At 24.7% G+C, this 19,944-nt stretch carries 20 protein-coding genes; 10 read left to right on the plus strand and 10 right to left on the minus strand.

The genetic code is table 11. The features are described from left to right. Window positions 1-23: 23 nt before the first annotated feature. The 4 genes from H0H59_RS01275 to hisS are packed head-to-tail and all read left to right on the plus strand — an operon-like array spanning window position 24 to window position 4,843. On the plus strand, window positions 24-701 hold the full coding sequence (locus H0H59_RS01275) for a cell division protein FtsQ/DivIB (RefSeq protein WP_238785033.1): 678 nt from the start codon (window positions 24-26) through the stop codon (window positions 699-701). A 4-nt stretch (window positions 702-705) separates the two neighbouring features. Then, window positions 706-2,082, plus strand: a complete 1,377-nt coding sequence (ftsA, locus tag H0H59_RS01280) for a cell division protein FtsA (protein WP_185862357.1) — start codon at window positions 706-708, stop codon at window positions 2,080-2,082. Beyond that, window positions 2,082-3,398 (plus strand): cell division protein FtsZ, encoded by a 1,317-nt coding sequence (gene ftsZ / locus H0H59_RS01285; protein ID WP_185862358.1) that lies wholly within the window; start codon window positions 2,082-2,084, stop codon window positions 3,396-3,398. The genes ftsA and ftsZ overlap by 1 nt, the downstream gene beginning before the upstream one ends. Before the next feature lie 32 nt (window positions 3,399-3,430). Beyond that, complete coding sequence (hisS, locus tag H0H59_RS01290; protein ID WP_185862415.1) at window positions 3,431-4,843, plus strand: histidine--tRNA ligase; 1,413 nt, start codon at window positions 3,431-3,433, stop codon at window positions 4,841-4,843. Here the strand turns inward: hisS and pnuC are convergent, their stop codons facing one another. Next, window positions 4,844-5,473 (minus strand): nicotinamide riboside transporter PnuC, encoded by a 630-nt coding sequence (pnuC, locus tag H0H59_RS01295; RefSeq protein ID WP_185862416.1) that lies wholly within the window; start codon window positions 5,471-5,473, stop codon window positions 4,844-4,846. It abuts the gene before it with no gap. A gap of 5 nt (window positions 5,474-5,478) precedes the next feature. Next, window positions 5,479-6,075 carry a 4'-phosphopantetheinyl transferase family protein gene (locus H0H59_RS01300; protein ID WP_238785034.1) on the minus strand — a complete coding sequence of 199 codons (597 nt, stop codon included), beginning with the start codon at window positions 6,073-6,075 and terminating at the stop codon, window positions 5,479-5,481. A gap of 98 nt (window positions 6,076-6,173) precedes the next feature. On the opposite strand from H0H59_RS01300, the gene H0H59_RS01305 reads away from it, so the two are divergent. Continuing rightward, entirely contained in the window at window positions 6,174-7,193 is a 1,020-nt protein-coding gene (locus H0H59_RS01305; protein WP_185862360.1) for an Mrp/NBP35 family ATP-binding protein, read from the plus strand. On the opposite strand, the gene H0H59_RS01310 is transcribed toward H0H59_RS01305, so the two are convergent. After that, a complete protein-coding gene (locus H0H59_RS01310) occupies window positions 7,194-7,988 on the minus strand; it encodes a purine-nucleoside phosphorylase (protein WP_185862361.1) in 795 nt (264 codons plus the stop codon). 96 nt (window positions 7,989-8,084) lie between these two features. Beyond that, window positions 8,085-9,107, minus strand: coding sequence for a UDP-N-acetylmuramate dehydrogenase (gene murB / locus H0H59_RS01315; RefSeq protein WP_185862362.1), 1,023 nt, complete (start codon window positions 9,105-9,107; stop codon window positions 8,085-8,087). A gap of 51 nt (window positions 9,108-9,158) precedes the next feature. Here murB and H0H59_RS01320 point away from each other — a divergent pair, with 51 nt between their 5' ends. Both H0H59_RS01320 and rlmB read left to right on the plus strand, forming a co-directional pair. Further along, window positions 9,159-9,464, plus strand: a complete 306-nt coding sequence (locus tag H0H59_RS01320) for a YtxH domain-containing protein (protein WP_238785035.1) — start codon at window positions 9,159-9,161, stop codon at window positions 9,462-9,464. Window positions 9,465-9,838: 374 nt separating this feature from the next. Then, entirely contained in the window at window positions 9,839-10,597 is a 759-nt protein-coding gene (gene rlmB, locus H0H59_RS01325; RefSeq protein ID WP_185862363.1) for a 23S rRNA (guanosine(2251)-2'-O)-methyltransferase RlmB, read from the plus strand. Here the strand turns inward: rlmB and pheS are convergent. Then, window positions 10,581-11,558 carry a phenylalanine--tRNA ligase subunit alpha gene (gene pheS / locus H0H59_RS01330; protein WP_185862364.1) on the minus strand — a complete coding sequence of 326 codons (978 nt, stop codon included), beginning with the start codon at window positions 11,556-11,558 and terminating at the stop codon, window positions 10,581-10,583. The two genes, rlmB and pheS, sit on opposite strands and share 17 nt — an antisense overlap. Window positions 11,559-11,560: 2 nt before the next feature. Next, the gene (locus H0H59_RS01335) at window positions 11,561-11,923 is read right to left on the minus strand and encodes a hypothetical protein (RefSeq protein ID WP_185862365.1); all 363 of its coding nucleotides are present in this window, start codon (window positions 11,921-11,923) and stop codon (window positions 11,561-11,563) included. A 14-nt stretch (window positions 11,924-11,937) separates the two neighbouring features. Here H0H59_RS01335 and H0H59_RS01340 point away from each other — a divergent pair, with 14 nt between their 5' ends. After that, a complete protein-coding gene (locus H0H59_RS01340) occupies window positions 11,938-12,456 on the plus strand; it encodes a CvpA family protein (protein ID WP_185862366.1) in 519 nt (172 codons plus the stop codon). After that, on the plus strand, window positions 12,453-13,442 hold the full coding sequence (locus tag H0H59_RS01345; protein WP_185862367.1) for a long-chain-fatty-acid--protein ligase: 990 nt from the start codon (window positions 12,453-12,455) through the stop codon (window positions 13,440-13,442). The genes H0H59_RS01340 and H0H59_RS01345 overlap by 4 nt, the downstream gene beginning before the upstream one ends. On the opposite strand, the gene H0H59_RS01350 is transcribed toward H0H59_RS01345, so the two are convergent. Genes H0H59_RS01350 through der form a run of 3 tightly spaced genes read right to left on the minus strand, consistent with a single transcriptional unit; the run spans window position 13,439 to window position 17,737 of the window. Beyond that, window positions 13,439-15,733, minus strand: coding sequence for an inorganic phosphate transporter (locus tag H0H59_RS01350; protein ID WP_185862368.1), 2,295 nt, complete (start codon window positions 15,731-15,733; stop codon window positions 13,439-13,441). The genes H0H59_RS01345 and H0H59_RS01350 overlap by 4 nt on opposite strands. A gap of 26 nt (window positions 15,734-15,759) precedes the next feature. After that, entirely contained in the window at window positions 15,760-16,347 is a 588-nt protein-coding gene (ruvA, locus tag H0H59_RS01355) for a Holliday junction branch migration protein RuvA (RefSeq protein WP_185862369.1), read from the minus strand. Between the two features lie 55 nt (window positions 16,348-16,402). Next, window positions 16,403-17,737 carry a ribosome biogenesis GTPase Der gene (gene der, locus H0H59_RS01360; RefSeq protein ID WP_185862370.1) on the minus strand — a complete coding sequence of 445 codons (1,335 nt, stop codon included), beginning with the start codon at window positions 17,735-17,737 and terminating at the stop codon, window positions 16,403-16,405. 95 nt (window positions 17,738-17,832) lie between these two features. On the opposite strand from der, the gene trmD reads away from it, so the two are divergent. Then, entirely contained in the window at window positions 17,833-18,501 is a 669-nt protein-coding gene (trmD, locus tag H0H59_RS01365) for a tRNA (guanosine(37)-N1)-methyltransferase TrmD (protein WP_185862371.1), read from the plus strand. On the opposite strand, the gene argH is transcribed toward trmD, so the two are convergent. Beyond that, window positions 18,479-19,867, minus strand: coding sequence for an argininosuccinate lyase (argH, locus tag H0H59_RS01370; protein WP_185862372.1), 1,389 nt, complete (start codon window positions 19,865-19,867; stop codon window positions 18,479-18,481). The two genes, trmD and argH, sit on opposite strands and share 23 nt — an antisense overlap. Window positions 19,868-19,944: the final 77 nt, after the last annotated feature.

Raw genomic sequence — 19,944 nt, forward strand, 5'->3', positions numbered from 1 at the left:
TTTTATTATTATATCTAATTTGTATGATATCGTTTTTTTATTTTTCTCAAAAAATACATAAAAATAGAATTTTAAAAAAGTTCAATCTAATCATAGATCCCTTATCCAAAGATCATTTTATAAATGAAAAAATTATTAAAAATATTCTTTTTTATAAAAAAAAAGATAAAATTGAAAAAAAACTTGGGCAATTATGTATATTTATAATGGAAAAAAAATTAAATAATTATCCTTTTATAAAAAAATCTGAGGTGTTTCTTAGTGTCGATGGAACCCTTAATATTAAAATTTGGCAAAAAGAACCCATTTTAAGAATAAAAAATGGAAATAAAGAATATTATCTTACTAAAGATGCGGAAAATTTAAAACTTTCTTCATTTTATTCCTCAAAAGTTATTTTAGCAAAAGGAACTTTTTCTAAAGAAGAAAAAAAACACTTAGTGAATTTAGTACAATTTATAAATTGTGATGAATTATTCAAAAACCAAATTATTAGCATAAAAAAAAATAATAAAAATTCATTTTTTTTAATTCCAAAAATAGGAAATCATCATATTATATTAGGAAATATAAATAATTTTAAAAAAAAATTGAATAAATTAAAAGCATTTTATAAGCAGTACCTAAATAAAATAGATATTAATCAATATCAAAGTATTGATTTACAATATAAAGACCAAGTAGTCGCAAAAAAAAGATAAGTCTATGGAATATCAAGATATAGCTATAGGTCTTGATGTGGGGACCACGAAAATTGTAGCTATGGTAGGAAGGAGAAATGAATATAATAAAATTGAGATTTTAGGCATAGGTAGATCTAAAAGTATAGGGGTGCATATAGGTGTTGTAAATAATATAACTCAAACCATTGAAGCCATTCGTGAAGCAGTATCTGAAGCGGAACATAGTTCTGGTTTAAAAATAAAAGAAGTTATTGTTGGAATAGCAGGACAACATATTAGAAGTCTACAACATAATGATTATATTACCAGATTAGATTTTGAAAATGTAATAAATCAAAAAGATATACAAAAATTAATAGATCAAGTTCATAAACTTGTTATGCTTCCAGGAGAAGAGATAATTCATGTTCTTCCACAAGAATATAAAGTAGATAGTCAAGCAGAAATAGGAGAACCAATAGGTATGTATGGAAGTCGTTTAGAAGCAAATTTTCATGTAGTAGTAGGACAAATTTCTTCTATTCGTAATATTGGAAGATGTGTAAAAGCAGCAGGATTGAATTTAGCTGGAATGACTTTAGAGCCTTTAGCCTCTGCAGAGGCTGTATTAAGTATAGAAGAAAGAGAAGCTGGGGTAGCTTTAGTGGATATAGGAGGAGGAACCACGGATATTGCTATATTTAAAGATAATATTATTCGTCACACAGCCGTAATTCCTTTTGGAGGTAACGTTATAACTGAAAATATAAAAACAGATTGTTTAATTATTGAACGACAAGCAGAATTATTAAAAATAAAATTTGGATCTACATGGCCTGGGGAGAACAAAGAAACAGAAATTGTTTGTATACCTGGATTAAGAGGTCGTGACCCTAAAGAAATTTCTTTGAAACATCTTTCCAAAATTATTCATACACGAGTATGTGAAATTTTGGAACAAGTAAATGTGGAAATAAAAAATTATGGGAATGAAGAACAAAAAAAAAGACTCATAGCAGGATTAGTTATGACAGGAGGAGGTTCTCAATTAAAACATATTCGTCCTTTAACAGAATATATGACTGGTATGGATATTCGTATAGGTTATTCTAATGAACACATTTCAGGAGAGAAAAACGGTATTATAAGTAATCCAGAATATGCAACGTCTATAGGATTAGTTATTAAAGGTCTTGATGATAAAAAAAAATATCTTTGTACAACAGATATGGTACAAAAACATGATGAAAATCATACTTCTGAATTTTTTTCTACAAAATTTTATAATAAAAATCGTAAATCAAATTATGAGGAAAATTCGGACCATTCTTTAAAAAAGAAAAAAAATAAAACAAAATCAAAATCTTTTCTTGAAATTTGGGCAGATAAGTTCCGTAAAATATTGAATGATACAGAATAATGAAAAAAGAAGATTTTATACAAAAAAAAGAAAACGTTCAGTTTGGATTTACTAAAAATCGTTCAGCTGCAATAAAAGTAATTGGAGTAGGAGGAGGAGGAAGTAATGCTTTAAGTCATATGTTTGAGCAAGGAATTACTGGTGTAGATTTTATAGCATGTAATACGGATGCGCAAGCCTTAAATAATAACCAAGTACCTGTAAAAATTCAATTAGGAGCTTCTATTACAGAAGGTTTAGGTGCTGGAGCTGATCCAGAAGTAGGAGAAAAGGCAGCGTTAGAAAGTTTGGAAGAAATAAAAAGTATTCTAGATTCTAATACAAAAATGACCTTTATTACAGCAGGAATGGGTGGGGGAACTGGAACCGGCGCCGCTCCAATTATTGCAGGAATTTCTAAAGAAAAGGGAATTTTAACTGTAGGTATCGTTACAATTCCATTTCATTTTGAAGGAAAAATGAGATTAGAACAAGCTCAAAAAGGAATTGAAGCATTAAGAAAAAATGTGGATTCTCTCATTGTTATTAATAACGATAAATTAAGAGAATTATATGGAAATCTAGGATTTAAAGCTGGTTTTGCTAAAGCTGATGAAGTTTTAACCACTGCAGCTAAGGGAATAGCAGAAGTGATTACTCACCATTATAAACAAAATATAGATTTAAGAGATACGAGAACCGTTCTTAAAGAAAGTGGAACAGCTGTTATGGGTTCTGCTATTTCTGTTGGAGAAAATAGAGCAAAGGAAGCTGTTGTACAAGCTTTGGATTCTCCATTATTGAATGATAATAAGATTACGGGAGCTAAGAATGTTCTTTTGCTTATTGTTTCAGGAAGAATAGAAATTACTATAGATGAAATAGGAATAATAAGTGATTATATACAAGCCGAAGCAGGAAATAATGCAAATATTATTATGGGTATAGGAGAAGACGAAAGTTTGGAAGAAAGTATTTCAGTTACTATTGTAGCTACAGGTTTTCCTACGGAAGTGCAGAGAGCCATTAATCATGAAGAAAAAAAAATATTTCATAGGTTGGAAGAACCTTATGAACAAAGATTAACCAAAATAGAAGAAATTCATTCTTATTCTAAACGAATAGATCCTATAAAAAAAAACTATTCAATACCTTATAAAAAAAATAAAGAAAATTTTTCAAATAAAAGCATTTTCGATCAAGCTATTAATTACAATTTTTCCAAAAAACATAAATATATGTTAGAAGATAGTTTAAATCTTCCTATTTCATACAATAAAAATGAAAAAATATTCAAAAAGCGTATTCGTAAAAAAGAAAATAATAAAAATGAGTAGTTAAATGATTTTTAAAATTTTTTAATATTTTGATTATCCATGCTAATATTCCCAAAGGGACCAGGGATTTTTCATCGATAGAGATTCGTAAACGAAATTATTTAATTCAAACTATTAGAAATAAATTTGAACTATTTGGGTTTTATCCTATAGAAACCCCTTCTATTGAAAATATTTCGACTCTTATTGGTAAATATGGGAAAGAAGGAGATTATTTAATGTTTAAATTACTTCATTCAGGTCATTTTTTAAAAAAAAGAATTTCAGATTTTTTAAAAAAAATCAATAATAAGGAAAAAATTGTTGATATAGAAAAATTTTTAACGGAACATCTATCTAATAAAGCTCTTAGATATGATTTAACGGTTCCTTTTGTACGTTATGTAGTCATGCATAAAAATGAAATAATTTTTCCTTTTAAAAGATATCAAATTCAACCTGTATGGCGTGCAGATAAACCTCAAAAAGGAAGATTTAGAGAATTTTATCAATGTGATGCCGATATCATTTCATACTCTTGGTCTTTATGGAAAGAAATAGAATTGATTCAACTTTGTGACGAAATTTTTACAAAATTAAATTTTCCTATCATTATCTATATTAACCATAGGGATATATTAGAAGGATTAGTTGAAATTTATGGGATAGAAAATAATTTATGGAAAGATTTTACTACATCTTTAGATAAATGGAATAAAATTGGACGAGATCTAGTTAAAAAAGAAATGTTACAAAAAGGTATTTCATCTAAATCATTTGAAAAAATAGCATTTTTTTTCGATATGAAAGAAAATTTTTATAAAAAAGAGAAATATTTAACGGGAGCCTTTCAATATTCTAAAAAAGGGAAAAAAGGGATCAAAGACCTTAGTTTTATTTATAAAAATATAAATAAGATTTCTTTACAAAATACAAAATTGGAATGGAATATTTCTTTAGCCAGAGGAATGAATTATTATACAGGTACAATATTAGAGATTGTTCCATTTAATAATAATGGTTCTAATAATTCAATTTCTATTGGTGGAGGAGGAAGGTATGATCAATTAGCTAATTTATTTGGAATAAAAAATATTTCTGGAGTAGGAGTTTCTTTAGGTTTAGATAGAATATATTTAGCTATGGAAAAAAAAAATTTATTTCAACCTATTTCTAATTATCCTTCAAAGGTGTTGTTTATAAATTTTGGAGATGAAGAGGTATTGTATGCATATCAAATGATAAAATTTTTGAGAAAAAAAGGAATTTCTACTCAGTTATATCCTAATGCGGTTAAAATAGGAAAACAATTTAGATATGCTAATGATAACAATATTCCATTTACTATTAGTATAGGAAAAAATGAAATAAAAAAAAATAAAATAAGAGTAAAAGATCTTCAAAAAAGAACAGAAAAAGAATACGATCATATACATGATGTAGTGAATCACTTCATGAAAAAATAGTTATAAAATTTTATTTATTGCTTTTTTTTTCCAAATAAAAAATCCTACTATAGCCAATAAAACAAGAATGATAAATAAAATTCCTGTTAATATAAAACCTTTAAAAAAATAAAGAGGAACGGAAATGATGTTTCCTACGATCCAAAATATCCAATTTTCTACTTTTTTTATAGCCATTTGATACATTCCAGAAAAATAAATCCCCGTTGTAAACACGTCCATCCAATCATAATAGGATTGTAATTTTCCATAAAAAATATAAACTATAATACTGAAAATACAGGTGAATAAGAACAAAATAGTAGTATAAAAATAATCTTTTTTATTGCAAAAAGTGATAGGCTTTTTTTTATCCTTTTTATCCTTTTTATATAACCATATATACCATCCATAAAAGCTCATACCAGTGTAATATAAGTTAATAATAAAATCACCATAAATAGAAGTAATAAAAGTTAAATAACTATATATTATAGTACTTACTATTCCTATTGGATATACCCATATATTATTTTTTTGAGCAAAAAAAACACTACATATTGTCAATATTACAGCTGTAAATTCTAAAATTATATGAAAAAAACTCCTATTATAATAAGGATATAAAAAAATATTTATCCAATCACTCATCATATTCATTTGTCTATAATATAAACTAAGTAATGTTCTTCTATTTTTCTATAAAAAGCATAAAATCTCTTGCTATAGGATTTTTTAATAATCCAGCATGATATACAAGAATCTTTTTTAATGCAAAAAGGAGAAACTTTATAATGATCTAAAAAACTATATAAAATTCCACCTTCTAGTTTATATAAACTTTCTTTAATTCCCCATATAATATGCAAATAATCTTCTTCATAATTTGGATTAATAAAAATAGATTCATCATCTCTAATAAATTTTTTTTTTATTTTAACTATTTTATTATTTTTTCGTAATTTTTCTATGTCTATTCCTATTTTATAATAGCTTATAGCTATGGCTATTTTTTCAAAAGAATGACTTAAGGAAATATATTTTTCTTCAGGGAAAAAAAAAGGTTTTTTTTTTTCATTATAAAAAATATTCATTTTAATGCCTATATATCTAAGAACATAACGTATTCCTAAAAACTCTCTTTTACGTTTTTCTGATAAAGAAAGAAAAAAAATTTTTTCTTTATCGGAAAGAATGAGCTTTTCTGAAAACATAGTTTCATAAAAATTTTTCCATATAAAAACTATAATCATAGTATGAATATTATGAAATTTATAGACACAAAAATCCATACTATTTTTTTTATAATTTTTTTTGAAATTTAGCCATTTTTTTTTGTACTATTGTGTTTATGATACTAAAAAAAAAGATTGAAGAAGCATTAAAAAATGTTTTTATTATCGATAATAAAAATATTATAGAGTCTGGTTTTGTAAAAAAAATAGATTTTTTAAATCAGAAAATAATAATCTATTTGAATTTATCCAATCCAACTATGCATTTTAAAAAAAAACTAATAAAAGATATAAACCATTCTATAAAAAATAAAAATATTTTATATCCAATATGCATAAAAATAGAAATGAAATCAAATACAAAAATAAAAAAAACTATCATAAAAAACATCATAGCTGTAGCTTCTGGAAAGGGAGGAGTAGGAAAATCAACAATAGCAACTAATATAGCTGTATCATTAGTTCTAATGGGGTTTAATGTAGGATTATTAGATGCTGATATTTATGGACCTTCTATTCCATTAATGTTTAATATTGAAGATGAGAACATTCAAACCATTATACATAAAAATGGTATTATGAATCCTATTATTCGTTATGGTGTTAAAATTCTATCTATAGGTTTTTTTATAAAAAATGGACAGGCTATTGTTTGGAGAGGCCCCATGGTTACTAAAGTATTGAGACAATTTATGCACGAAACAGATTGGGGAGAATTAGATTTTTTAATTGTAGATTTACCACCAGGAACAGGTGATATACATTTATCTCTTTTGCAAGAAATTTCATTTAAAGGAATTATTTTAGTAAGTACATCTCAAAAAATAGCATTGTCGGATGTGAATAGGGCTGTAGGAATGTTTCGTATTAAATCTATTTATGTTCCAATACTTGGAATTATAGAAAATATGTCTTACTTTCTTACAAAAGAAAGTAAAGATAAATGCTATCTATTTGGAATAGATGGAGTAAAAAATTTTTCCAAAAAAATGGATATTTTTTTTCTTGGAAAAATTCCTTTTTTACAAAAAATACGAGAAAATTCAGATTTAGGAATTCCTGTTGTTTTAGAAAACGAAAACATTAAAAATATTTTTATAAAAATTACTAAAAATATAATAACTAAACTCCCCTAGTTATAGACAAAGTTTTATAAAATCTTTTATTATTAATATTAGAAGAGATATAGATTTTTCCGTTTTATGAACAAATGACTTCATAAAATAATCGTGATTATTAATCTTTATTTCATTTACCCCCATGAAAATAATGGATATGGCAAATACTCGTAGATTCATACATCTAGCTTTTATAACGTATTTTATAATATTCATACCAACACAGTCACCACCCATAGATCGTATCATTGCGTATTCTGCATCTGTTTTATAATTATAATAGGGAGAAGCAACATATATTCCTTTCTGGATAATGATATTATGATTCATGGCTATATTTTCTGCAATTTCTATCATTTTTTTATCATATGGTTCCGTAATTTTGAAAAATATATTTTTTATAAATTCTGTTTTATTAGGACTTTCTGGAAAAAAATTGATATGATCTTTAACAAACATAACATCTCCCATTTTGTAGTTTGGATTCACCCCTCCAGAAATATTAATCAAAATTAATTTATCTATTCCTATATTTTTACACAAAACAATAGGAAAATAGTTTGTCCTATTTTTCTCATAAAAAGGTTCTATTAAAAAAACTACATTTTTACCTTCTATTTTACCAAATAGAAATTTTCCATTCAATTCTTTTTTAGAAAAAAAAGGTATTTCTTCATAAGAAATGCATATAGGATTTTGTATCTCCTCTATAAGTTTATCAAATAGATTTCCTAATAATAAAATTCCGAAATCAGGTTTTTCTTTAATTTTGTTTTGTATGTATTGTTTTGATTTTTCTAAAATAATAGTCATTTACGTAAATTAAAGTTTTTATCAAATGATCCTACCTAAACATTTAGGAAAAATGATGTTTTATGGTATTTTTTTTATCATTTGATTCATGTTTATTTATCGTATGATATTTACTTCTCGTGATAAAAAAATACCGAATTTTTTTTTTATGGATCGTGTTATTTTTTTAGAAAAATAATAGATATCCATTCCATTAGCTTCTCCATAGTTTACTAAAATAATAGGTTGTTTTTCATATACTCCTACATTTCCAATTTTTTTCCCTTTCCATCCTATGTTTTCAATTAATGAGCTAGCAGATAGTTTTATTTTTTCATTAGAAATATCATAACCCACAATAGTGGGATATTTATGTTTTAGTTTTTTAAAATATAAAATTCCTACTATAGGATTCATAAAAAAACTACCAGCATTTCCAATTTTTTTTGGATTTGGAAGTTTTCTATATCTAATATTAAAAATAGCCTTACTTAAATTTTGAATAGTAGGTTTTTTAATATTCATATTTTTTAATTCTTTTTTAATTTCTACATATAGAGTATTCAATTTTTTATATTTTTTTTTTAAAATAAAATAAACAGATAAAATAATAAATTTATTAATGTAATGAGGATGCTTAAAAAAAGAATAACGATATGTAAGTTTACATTCTTCACGTGTAAAATATCTTATTTTTCTATTATACATTTCATATACTTGTACTTTTACTAAAGTATCTTTTACTTCTACTCCATATGCTCCAATATTTTGAATTGGAGCAGCTCCAACTGTACCAGGAATACATGATAAATTTTCTAACCCACTAAATCCTTTTTTTATTGTCCATTTTACGAATTCATTCCAATTTTCTCCAGCAAAAGCTTGAACAATGACTTTATTATCATTTTCTTTTATTACTTTTTTACCCCTAATTCCCATTTTTATGACTAATGCAGGATAATAATTTTTTAAAAAAAGAATATTACTTCCATTTCCTAAAAAAATTTTTGGGATCTCTGGATATAGATCAAAAGTTTTTTTAACTTCTTCTATACTTTTCACTTCTATAAAATAACGAGCATAAACATTTATTCCAAATGTATTTAATTTTTTGAGAGAAAAATTTTTTTTAATTAACATGTTAAAAATATTTCATAAATACACAAATACAATTTTGTGCGTAAATATTGTATGATTAAATTTATCCGTAAAAATATAAAATTGTTATTCTTTATGAAAAAAGGTGGAAGTTTTTTTTGGGGAGTCATTCTAGGAACCATGGCTGGTTTAATAGTAGGAATTTTGTTAGCTCCAAGAAAAGAGGAAAAAATAAAAAATATACTAGGAAAGAAAACAGAAGTGCTAAGAGATAATTTTCATAAAATTAGTAAAAAAATTGGGGAAAAAGTACATAAAATTAAATCAGACTTTGAAGAAAAATGGAAAAAAAAGAAAATAGATAAAATGGATCAAGTAGAAGATGAATTGGGAACTTAATAAATTTTTATTTTTTTTATGTTCATTAACTTTCTATTTATTAGAAACTTTATCCATAGAAAATGGTGTATTTTAAAAAATGAAATAATTAGAGTATTAATTTTCATTATGACAGAGATTTTGTTTAATTTTTTTATGTTGATATTTTGCATTATTATTTTTTTTTTAGTAAGTCTTTCTTTATGTTTTTTTCTTTCCTTTTATTTTGAAAATTATGTTATAGGATTTGGAATTCTAACTATTTTATATTTTTTTATTTTCCTTTTTATCTTTTTTTTATGTGGAAATATAACACGATTTTTTATAAAAAATTTATTAAATAAATCTATTATTAAAATTTTTGATAAAAATAAAAAGAATTAGAATTATGGATTATGAAAAAATTAGAAATTGTTTATGGAATACATCCATTGATAGAAGCTATTATAGCTAAAAAAACCATTAGTAAACTTTTTTTTCAAAAAGGATTGAGACAAGTATCCAATGCATACAAAAAATTAATAAGTCTTTCCAAAAAAGAGAATATTCCCATTAAAACTGTTTCAAAACAAAAATTTGATCAAATTAAAAATAAAAATCATCAAGGAGTTTTTGCGATTCTTTCTCCTATAGAAACTTATCATATAGAAGATTTACTTCCTATATTTTATGAAAAAGGTAGAAATCCACTTTTGATTATTCTAGATCGTATTACAGATGTAAGAAATTTTGGATCTATCATACGTACTGCTGCATGTGCAGAAGTAGATGCTATTATTATTCCAAAAAAAAATACAGCAATAATTGGATCTGATTCTATAAAAACTTCTTCAGGGGCTTTATTTAAAGTTCCAATATGTAAAGAAAAAAATATAAAGAAAACGATAGAATTTTTAATAAACTCTGGGGTAAAAATTGTTTCTGCTACTGAAAAATCCGATATATCTTTGTATAATGTTGATTTTTCCGGACCAACAGCTTTAATTCTAGGAAATGAAGAAAAAGGAATTTTTTCTAAATATTTAGAAATTTCCTACGAAAAAGCAAAAATACCAGTTAGAGGAATTTCTTCTTTAAATGTCTCTGTAGCTTGTGGAGTTATTTTATATGAAGTTTTTAGACAAAGAAAATATCATTCTAAAACTCACTTTTAAATTGTCTTAAAAAACGTACGTCATTATCAAAATACATACGTATATCTTTTATATTATAAATTATTAGAGATAAACGTTCTATGCCTAATCCAAAAGCAAATCCAGAATAAATTTCTGAATCAATATCTACGTTTTTCAAAACTTTTGGATCTATCATTCCACAACCCATAATTTCTAACCATCCACTATTATAATATATATCTACTTCAGCACTAGGTTCTGTAAATGGAAAATAAGAAGGACGAAATCTTATTCTTGCTTTTCCAAAAAAAGAAGTGATTAAATAATGAATTGTTTGTTTTAAATCGGAAAAGGAAACTTTTTTATCTATATAAAATCCTTCTGCTTGATGAAACATGAAATTTGAATGTGATGAAATAGTTTCATTTCTATATACTTTTCCTATAGATAAAACACGAAAAGGCGGACGATGTTTTTTCATATATCGTATTTGCACAGAAGATGTATGTGTACGCAATAAAATATCTGGATTTTTTTGCAAAAAAAATGTATCCTGCATATCTCTAGATGGATGATAAATAGGAATATTTAAAGCTGTAAAATTATGCCAATCATCCTCTATTTCAGTTCCATCTACATAAGTAAATCCTATTTTTATAAAAATGTCTATCATTCTATTCTGAATAATAGATAGAGGATGAATGGATCCTATTTTTATAGATTTTCCAGGTATAGTAGGATCGTATTTTATAATTTTTTCATTTGTAATGTCATTTTTGTAATTAAAAATTTTTTTTTGAACTTCTTTTTTTAAATCATTAATAATTTTTCCAAAAATTTTTCTTTTATGAAGAGAAATTTTTTTTAATTCTTGAAATAAAATTGTTAAAACTCCCTTTTTTTTTCCTAAAAATTTAATTCTGAATGTTTCTAAATCATCATATGTTTTCATATGATAACATTTTATTTCTTCTTTTATTTTATCTATTTTTTTATCCATACTTATTCAATAATATTTTCTTCACTCATATAACGAATAATAGCCTTTTTAATTAAAAATAATTGTTTTTCCTTATTAAAAGGTATCTGTGTTTTTAATGTGTAATGAGGCCATCCATCCTTGTCAATTCCAGTTAAAAAATAATAACCAAAAGGAACTAATATTCTACATATTGCAATATGTAGAATATTTATTTGATCTTCTCTATTAAAAAATATATTTTTACCTTTTCCAAGTTCTTGAATTCCTATTAGGTAAATAATTCCAATAATATCAATTTGTCCTTTTATGGAAAAATTATTTCGTATATATAACATTACTTTATTCCAGTTTATATGAAATTCTTTCATAAATTCTTTTTCCATTTTAGTGTAGTAGTATGTTAGTGTTAGATATAATTATTATCATTCTAGTTTTATATGGTGGATATCATGGGTATCAAAAAGGGTTAATATCTCAATTTTTTGTATTTATGATATTTTTTATCCTTATTTCTAAAGGAATCTATATATATCATTTTATATCAGAACTTTTAAAAAAAGTAATAAACAAGGAATCTTATTTATTGACAACAGTTTATTCTCTAATTATTTCATTTTTTTCTATAATTATTGTTTCTTTTTTATCTAAAAAAATAATAGAATTTATTATCATGATGACATGTATGAAACCTATGGATAGATTGTGTGGTATCATATTAGGCATGATAAAATATTTTTTTTATTTATCAATATGTATTTTTTTATTAAAAGAAGCAAATAAAAAAATAGATATAATTCCTTATAATTTTTTTCAAAATTCCTTTGAAAAAGAATTTCAATTTTTTTTCTATAGAAAAGGATCTTTATTAAACAAATTGAAAGAATTATATTTTTATTTTCAAATTCTATTTTTATGAATTTTAAAAAAAAGATTTTTTCTATATTATCAAAAAAGGAATTCGAAAATTTAACATTGGATATATTTCATTATCAAATAGATAACAATAAAATTTATAGAAATTATCTTAAATCATTAAAAGTGAATCCATTGGAAATAAAAAATATTTCTGAAATTCCTTTTTTACCTATTTCTTTTTTTAAAACACATAGAATTTGGAGCAGTAAAAAAAGTCTTCCAGACTTAGTTTTCATCAGTAGCGGAACGAAAGGAATAAAAAGCAAACATTATGCAGATTTAAGTGTTTACATGAAAAGTATTCAAATGGGATTTGAATTTTTTTATGGGTCAATAAAAAAATTCAAATTTTTAGGATTTTTACCTTTTGATAGAAAAGATTCTTCTTTAATTTATATGGTAAAATATTTTATACAAAAAACCTATAAAAATGGAAGCTATTTTTTTTCTTTATCAGAAAAAAAAAAAATAAACATGATTTTTGAAAAAAATGATAAAAATATTTTCATTTTTGGGCTTAGTTTTTATTTATTAGATTTTATTGATAAATATAATCATATAGAACAAAAACAAAATATATTTCAAAAAAAAGTGATAATTATGGAAACTGGAGGAATGAAGGGAAAAAGAAAAGAAATAATTAGAGAAGAATTACACCAAATTTTAAAAAAATTTTTTTGTGTAAAGGAAATTCACTCGGAATATGGAATGACAGAATTGCTTTCTCAAGCATATGCAAAAAAAAATGGTATTTTTAGATGTCCTCCTTGGATGAAGATATATATTCGTGACCCAGAAGATCCTTTTCTACATATAGAAAATAATAATATAGGAGGTATTGATATTATCGATTTATCTAATTACTTATCTTGTCCTTTTATTTCTACAGAAGATATAGGAAGAAAAATAAATGACGAAGAATTCGAAGTTTTAGGAAGAATGGATTTTTCAGAGATACGAGGATGCAATTTAATGAACATTAACTAAAAAGCGATAAAAGACGTATCTTTTTTTGATGATATATGGGATAATCCATCGTGATACAATAGAATGAGATCTTCTATATTTTTTGTTATTTTTTTTGATTGTAAAAGAAGATCCAACATCAAAAAAGTGTTTTTTGTTCCATATTTATTATGAAGAATCCCCATTACCTGTTGATTCATTTGTTCTTCTATTTTTTTGAAAATTTTATTTTGAATTGTACAAGGAAATTGAATATGTTTACAATTTTTATCTATTGTTATTTTTTTTATAATGTTGAAATGTTCCATCATCATGTGTTCAAGTGTTAGTAGATTTTTCTTTTGTTTATATTTTAAAGGATTATGGCTATTAATCACATGAAATAATGTATTATTCGTAATAATATCTGATGATTCAATGATCTCTTTAGTTTTGTTGTATATATGTAAATAAAGTATTCCAGAAATAGGTTCATTATTTTTCGTTTTTCTAATAACTCTAATTAAAGAATTATGTATAATTGCAAAACTTTTTTTCACTAAAAAAAAATTATTTCTACTATATTGAAGAGTTTTTAAATTTTCTTTAGTAATTCCTTCTATACTATTTTTATAAATACTTTCTATGTATTCAAATATAGGTTTTAAAAGATCAAAGGTTTTGTTTAAAGTAGTTTCTAAAGTCATATTTACTATACCAAGAAATGGTTTTTTTTCTTTTATTTTTTTATGTTGTATTTTATGATAGTTTTTATAACTTTTGTAAAAAACAAATAAAACTAAAAAAATAAGAAAAAATAAAGCCCATGCTTTAAAAAAGTATAAAAAAGCAGCCGTAATTCCTGCCATAGTAAAGGCTATTAATCCTGTTAAAAACCATCCTCTGATAACTTTTAAAACCCCTGAAACTCTATAAACAGCACTTTCTCTGTCCCAAGCTCTATCGGAAAGAGAAGTTCCCATAGATACCATAAAAGTGACAAAAGTAGTAGATAATGGTAATTTTTTAACCGTAGCTATAGATATTAATATGCTGGATATGGTTAAATTTGCAGAAGCTCTAACTAGATCAAAAGCTATGCTTTCTTCTGTTTTTTTTTGCTTAAAGTTTTTTTCTATTTTTACCATAAGTCTTTTAGGAAATAATTTAAAAAAATTATTTCCTAATAATAAAAAAAATCGAACAATTGCCCTAGAAAAAGAATTCGATAAAAATTTCTCTGTTCCTTCATTTTGCCTACTTAAATTAATTTCTGTTCTCGTGATATTTTTTGTTTTTTTGGAAAACCAAAGAGTGAATATCATAATCATACCTGCAAAAATCAAAACTAAAGATGGAACCTTTACATTTTCAGATAAATTTCTCATATTGAATCTTTCAGCTGGTGGACTTCCCGCTTCTTTCCATATATTATAAGATTGTATTCCAGCTATAGGAATTCCAATAAAATTTACTAAATCATTTCCTGCAAAAGCCATAGCTAAAGAAAAAGTCCCATATAACACTACAAATTTCAAGATATTATATCCGAACGAAACAAATATTTTTGCTATAATAGTCCATGTTGAAAATAAAATAAGCAAAAAAATAAAAAAATTATGGTGAATTTTTTTTAGAAAATTGAATAAGGGAAATACTGTTAATTGATCATCAATAAATCCTTGTAAAGTACTATGAAGCCCTCTTACAATAAGAAAATAAGTCATACTGCTCAATGAAATAGCAGTCCATATGACTCCTACATTTTTTAATCTACTCTCATATTCAAAACTGAAAAAATAACGAATAAAATAGTGAATAAAAGCACCGGAAGTAAAAGAAATTATAATAGATAAAAAAATACCGATACTAATAGTAAATGTTTTTTCTGCTTTAATGTATAGAGTTAAATGATGAAAGGGCTCATTATTTAATGGAGAAGTCATTTTGATCACAGCTATACTAAAAGCTCCACCTAATAAGCAAAAAACCATAGATACTGTAGTAGAAGTTGGTAATCCTAAAGTGTTAAAAACATCCAGCAAAATGATGTCTGATATCATAACTGCTAAAAAAATAAAAATAATATCTGAAAAATAAAAATAAGAAGGATCAAAAACTCCTTTTCTTGCTACTTCCATCATTCCACTAGATAAAAAAGCTCCTAATAAAATGCCTAAACTAGCAAAAAACATGATAGTTCTACGAGAAGCTACTTTAGATCCAATAGCAGAATTTAGGAAATTAACGGCATCATTAATCAGACCAACAATAAGATCAAATATTGATAATAAAAAAAGAACCACTATAATTGAGGGATAAAAAAATTTCATAATAATTGTAAATAATTTTTATGATTTTACAATTTTTTCAAAGATTCTTTAATGAGATTTTCTACAGAAAATTCTGGATGTTCATCCAAAATATTATCCAAAACTTTTTTAGATTCTTTAGGAGAAAATCCAAGAACGACCAAAGCGCTTAAAGCTTCTTTTTTTATAGGTGTATTTTCCAAAAATTTTACGTTTTTTCCTTTTTTAAGATTAGTAATTTTATCTTTTAGTTCAATAATAATTCTTTTAGCTGTTTTTGTACCAATACCTTTTACTTGATTAAAAACTTTTATATCTTCTTTATATATAGATTGTTCTATTTCATATGGAGTAAGTGAAGATAATAACATTATAGCAGTACTTGGGCCAATTCCATTTACGGATATCAAATAAGAAAAGATTTTTCTTTCTATTTTTTCAAAAAAACCATACAAAATATGTTGATTTTCTTTTATAAAAAAATAAGTATGTAGACATATATCTTTACCTTCTTCTTCTAATAAAGAGGAATAGGTATATGAAGATATATGAATCTTATACCCTACTCCATGACAATCTATAATTAAATAAGATTGATTTTTTTCTATTAACTTTCCTCTTAAATGTGTGATCACTGGATTATCAAAAAAAGTAGATTAATAATAAATAGATACAAGTTCTGCTATAATATTATTTTTTTCTAAAAAATATTTGTATTGGCACCCCTATAAAATCAAAGTGATAACGAATCTTATTTTCAATAAATCTTCTATAAGATTCTTTTATGTATTGAGGAAAATTAGAAAAAAAAATAAATTTTGGCGTTCCTGAGGGAATCTGAGTACAATATTTTATAGTGATTAACTTATTTTTTTTATTCTTTATAGAAGTAGGAGGATTTTTTTTAAAAATTGGCAACATAATTTTATTTAAAATATTCGTTTTTAATCTGTTTTTACGGTATTGAAAAACCTGATCAGCTATGGGAATAATATTATGTATTCCATATTTATTTTTAGAAGATATAAAAAGAATGGGAACATTATAAAATGGATATATTTTTTTTCTAATAAACAATTCGTAATTTTTTTGCATATTATTATGAATATTATGAAATAAATCCCATTTATTAATAAGAATTATAATTCCTTTCTGATTTTTTTTTACTAATCTAAAAATGTTCATATCCTGTTTTTCCCATCCCTGAACAGCATCTACCATTAAAAGACAAACATCCGTGGACTCTATCGTTTTTAACGTTCTCATAGTAGAATAAAATTCAATATTTTCTCTTATTTTTGATTTTTTTCTTACTCCAGGGGTATCAATTAAAATACATTCATATCCCCATTTTTCGTATAAAACATCTAAACTATCTCTTGTTGTTCCTGAAATATTCGTTACAATATGATGGTTTTTATCTAGAAAAGAGTTAATCAATGTAGATTTTCCTACATTTGGACGGCCTATTACCGAAAAACGAGGAAGAAATTCTTTTTCTACAATGGATTTTTTTTTTAAAAAAAAATTTTTTTTGAATATTTCTATTAATTTATCTAGTAATTCTCCTGTTCCACTCCCATTTATAGATGATAAATAATAATAGTTTACAAATCCTAAACGAAAAAAATCTGTATCAGAATATGTATATTTTACGTCATCTACCTTATTCACTACTAATAAAACTATTTTATGACATTTTCTTAGTATTTTAGCTATTTCTTGATCTGTATCTAATATCCCCATTTTTATATCTACTAAAAATAAAATAACATCAGCTTCTTTGATAGCCATCAAAATATGGTTTTTTATTTCTTTTTCAAGTACATCATTTTTTGACATAGTAAAACCACCTGTATCCAAGACAGAGAATTTTACTCCATTCCATTCTGAATTTCCATAAATACGATCTCTTGTTATTCCACTTTTAGCATGTACAATAGCTTTTCTTCTTCCTACAAGACGATTAAATAAAGTAGATTTTCCTACATTTGGACGGCCTACTATGGATACAACATAATTCATTTTGATAAATTATTCACAAAGGTAGAATTTTTTCATTAGTTTCATTACTAGATTCTTAGTTTATTAGTCAAAGTGTATATTACTAAAAAAAAATAATGCGTATAGATATTATTAGTATAGTTCCTAAAATTCTTCATAGCCCTTTTTCAAATTCTATTATTAAAAGAGCCATAGAGAAAAGATTGATTGATATTTATGTTCATGACTTACGTAAATATGGATTAGGTAAATGGAAAAAAGTAGACGATTATCCTTATGGAGGTGGATCCGGAATGGTTATTCGTATAGAACCTGTATATCAATGTTTTTACAAATTATTATCGGAAAGATATTATGATGAAAAAATTTTTATGACTCCTGATGGAAAGCTTTTTTCACAAAAAAATGCTAAAGCTTTAGCTTTTAAAAAAAATATTATCATTCTTTGTGGACGTTATAAAGGAATTGATCAGAGAATTCGAGACCACTTAATTACCAAAGAAATATCTATTGGGAATTACATTTTATCTGGAGGAGAATTAGCAGCGGCTGTAGTGGTAGAATCTATAGTTAGATTATTACCTGGAGTAATAAAAAATCAAAATTCCATTCTTACGGATTCTTTTCAAAAAAAAGAATCCGTAATAGCTCCTCCTGTTTATACTCGTCCAGTCGTTTATAAAGGATGGAGTGTTCCAGAAATACTTTTATCTGGACATCATAAAAAAATAAAAGATTGGTTTCATAAAAAATCCATACAATTTAAAAAAAAATTGGATTCTTAGAGGATGCATCAAAATTAATTTGACTATAAATTAAACGTTTTATAACTTTTTCTATTTTATCAAAGTCAAATTCTTTTATCACGTTTTGCATCAAATTTTTAATTTGTGTATTACATAAATTTCCTATGCTTCCTTCATGAGAATAAAAGCTTTTTTTAAAAGGTTTGAAACATCCATTTTGGATATCTTTACCTACTTTTTTATAAGCTTCTCTAAAAGAATATCCTTCTTCAATAACAAGCTTATTAACTGCTTCTACACTGAATAAATATTCATATTTATCCTCCTGAATAATATCCTTTTTCACTATGATATGATTCAACATATACTTAAACATAGAAAAACATTTTTTTATCTCTTCAAAAATAGGAATAAATCTTTCTTTAATTATTTGAAAATCTCTATGATATCCGGAACATAAATTAGAAGAAATCAAAGAAATTTCATTAGGCAATGAAGTCATTCTATTACATTTAGCTCGTATCATCTCAAAAACATCTGGATTTTTTTTGTGAGGCATTATGCTAGATCCGGTAGTTAGAGAATCAGGAAAACTAATAAAATTGAAATTTTTACTTAAATATAAACAAATATCTTGTGCCATTTTACTTAAAGTTCTTGCTAAAGAAGCAATAGATTCTGAAACTATTCTTTCCATTTTTCCACGTGCCATTTGAGCATATACCACATTATAATTCAAATCATCGAATCCCAATAAATATGTTGTCATTTTTCTATTTAAAGGTAAAGAAGATCCGTATCCAGCAGCGGACCCTAAAGGGTTTTTGTTTACAATTCTGTATGCAGTACGAATCAATAGAAAATCATCTATTAAACTTTCTGCATATGCAGCAAACCAAAGTCCAAAAGAAGAAGGCATAGCAATTTGATAATGAGTATATCCAGGCATTAATATATTTTTATATTGTTCACTTAATCTTAATAATAAATCAAAAAAAGAATAACTTATTGATACTATTTCTTTGATTTCTGTTCTAATAAAAAGTTTCAAATCTAACAAAATTTGATCATTCCTGGATCTACCACTATGGATTTTTTTTCCAACTTCTCCTAAACGATTGGTTAACAAAAATTCTATTTGAGAATGAATGTCTTCTATTCCTTCATTTATTTTAAAATTATTTTTTAAAATTTCGTTTACATAAATATTACGTAACTCATAAATTAAAATTTTTAAATCTTTTTTATTTAATAATCCAATACTTTTTAACATTATGACATGAGCTATGGTTCCTATCACATCATGTGGTGCTAAAAGTAAATCTATTTTAGAATCTTTATCTGAAGTAAAATTTTCTATTTTTTTATTGAAACTACAATTCGTTTTTTTATCCCAAATTTTCACGCAATAACATTTTTATATTTTTTCTACTATCTTTGATCGAATATAAAACTATAAATTTTTATGTAAAAAAGAAAAAT

This window comes from Blattabacterium cuenoti, assembly GCF_014251715.1.
GTDB classification, from domain to species: Bacteria; Bacteroidota; Bacteroidia; order Flavobacteriales; family Blattabacteriaceae; genus Blattabacterium; species Blattabacterium cuenoti_M.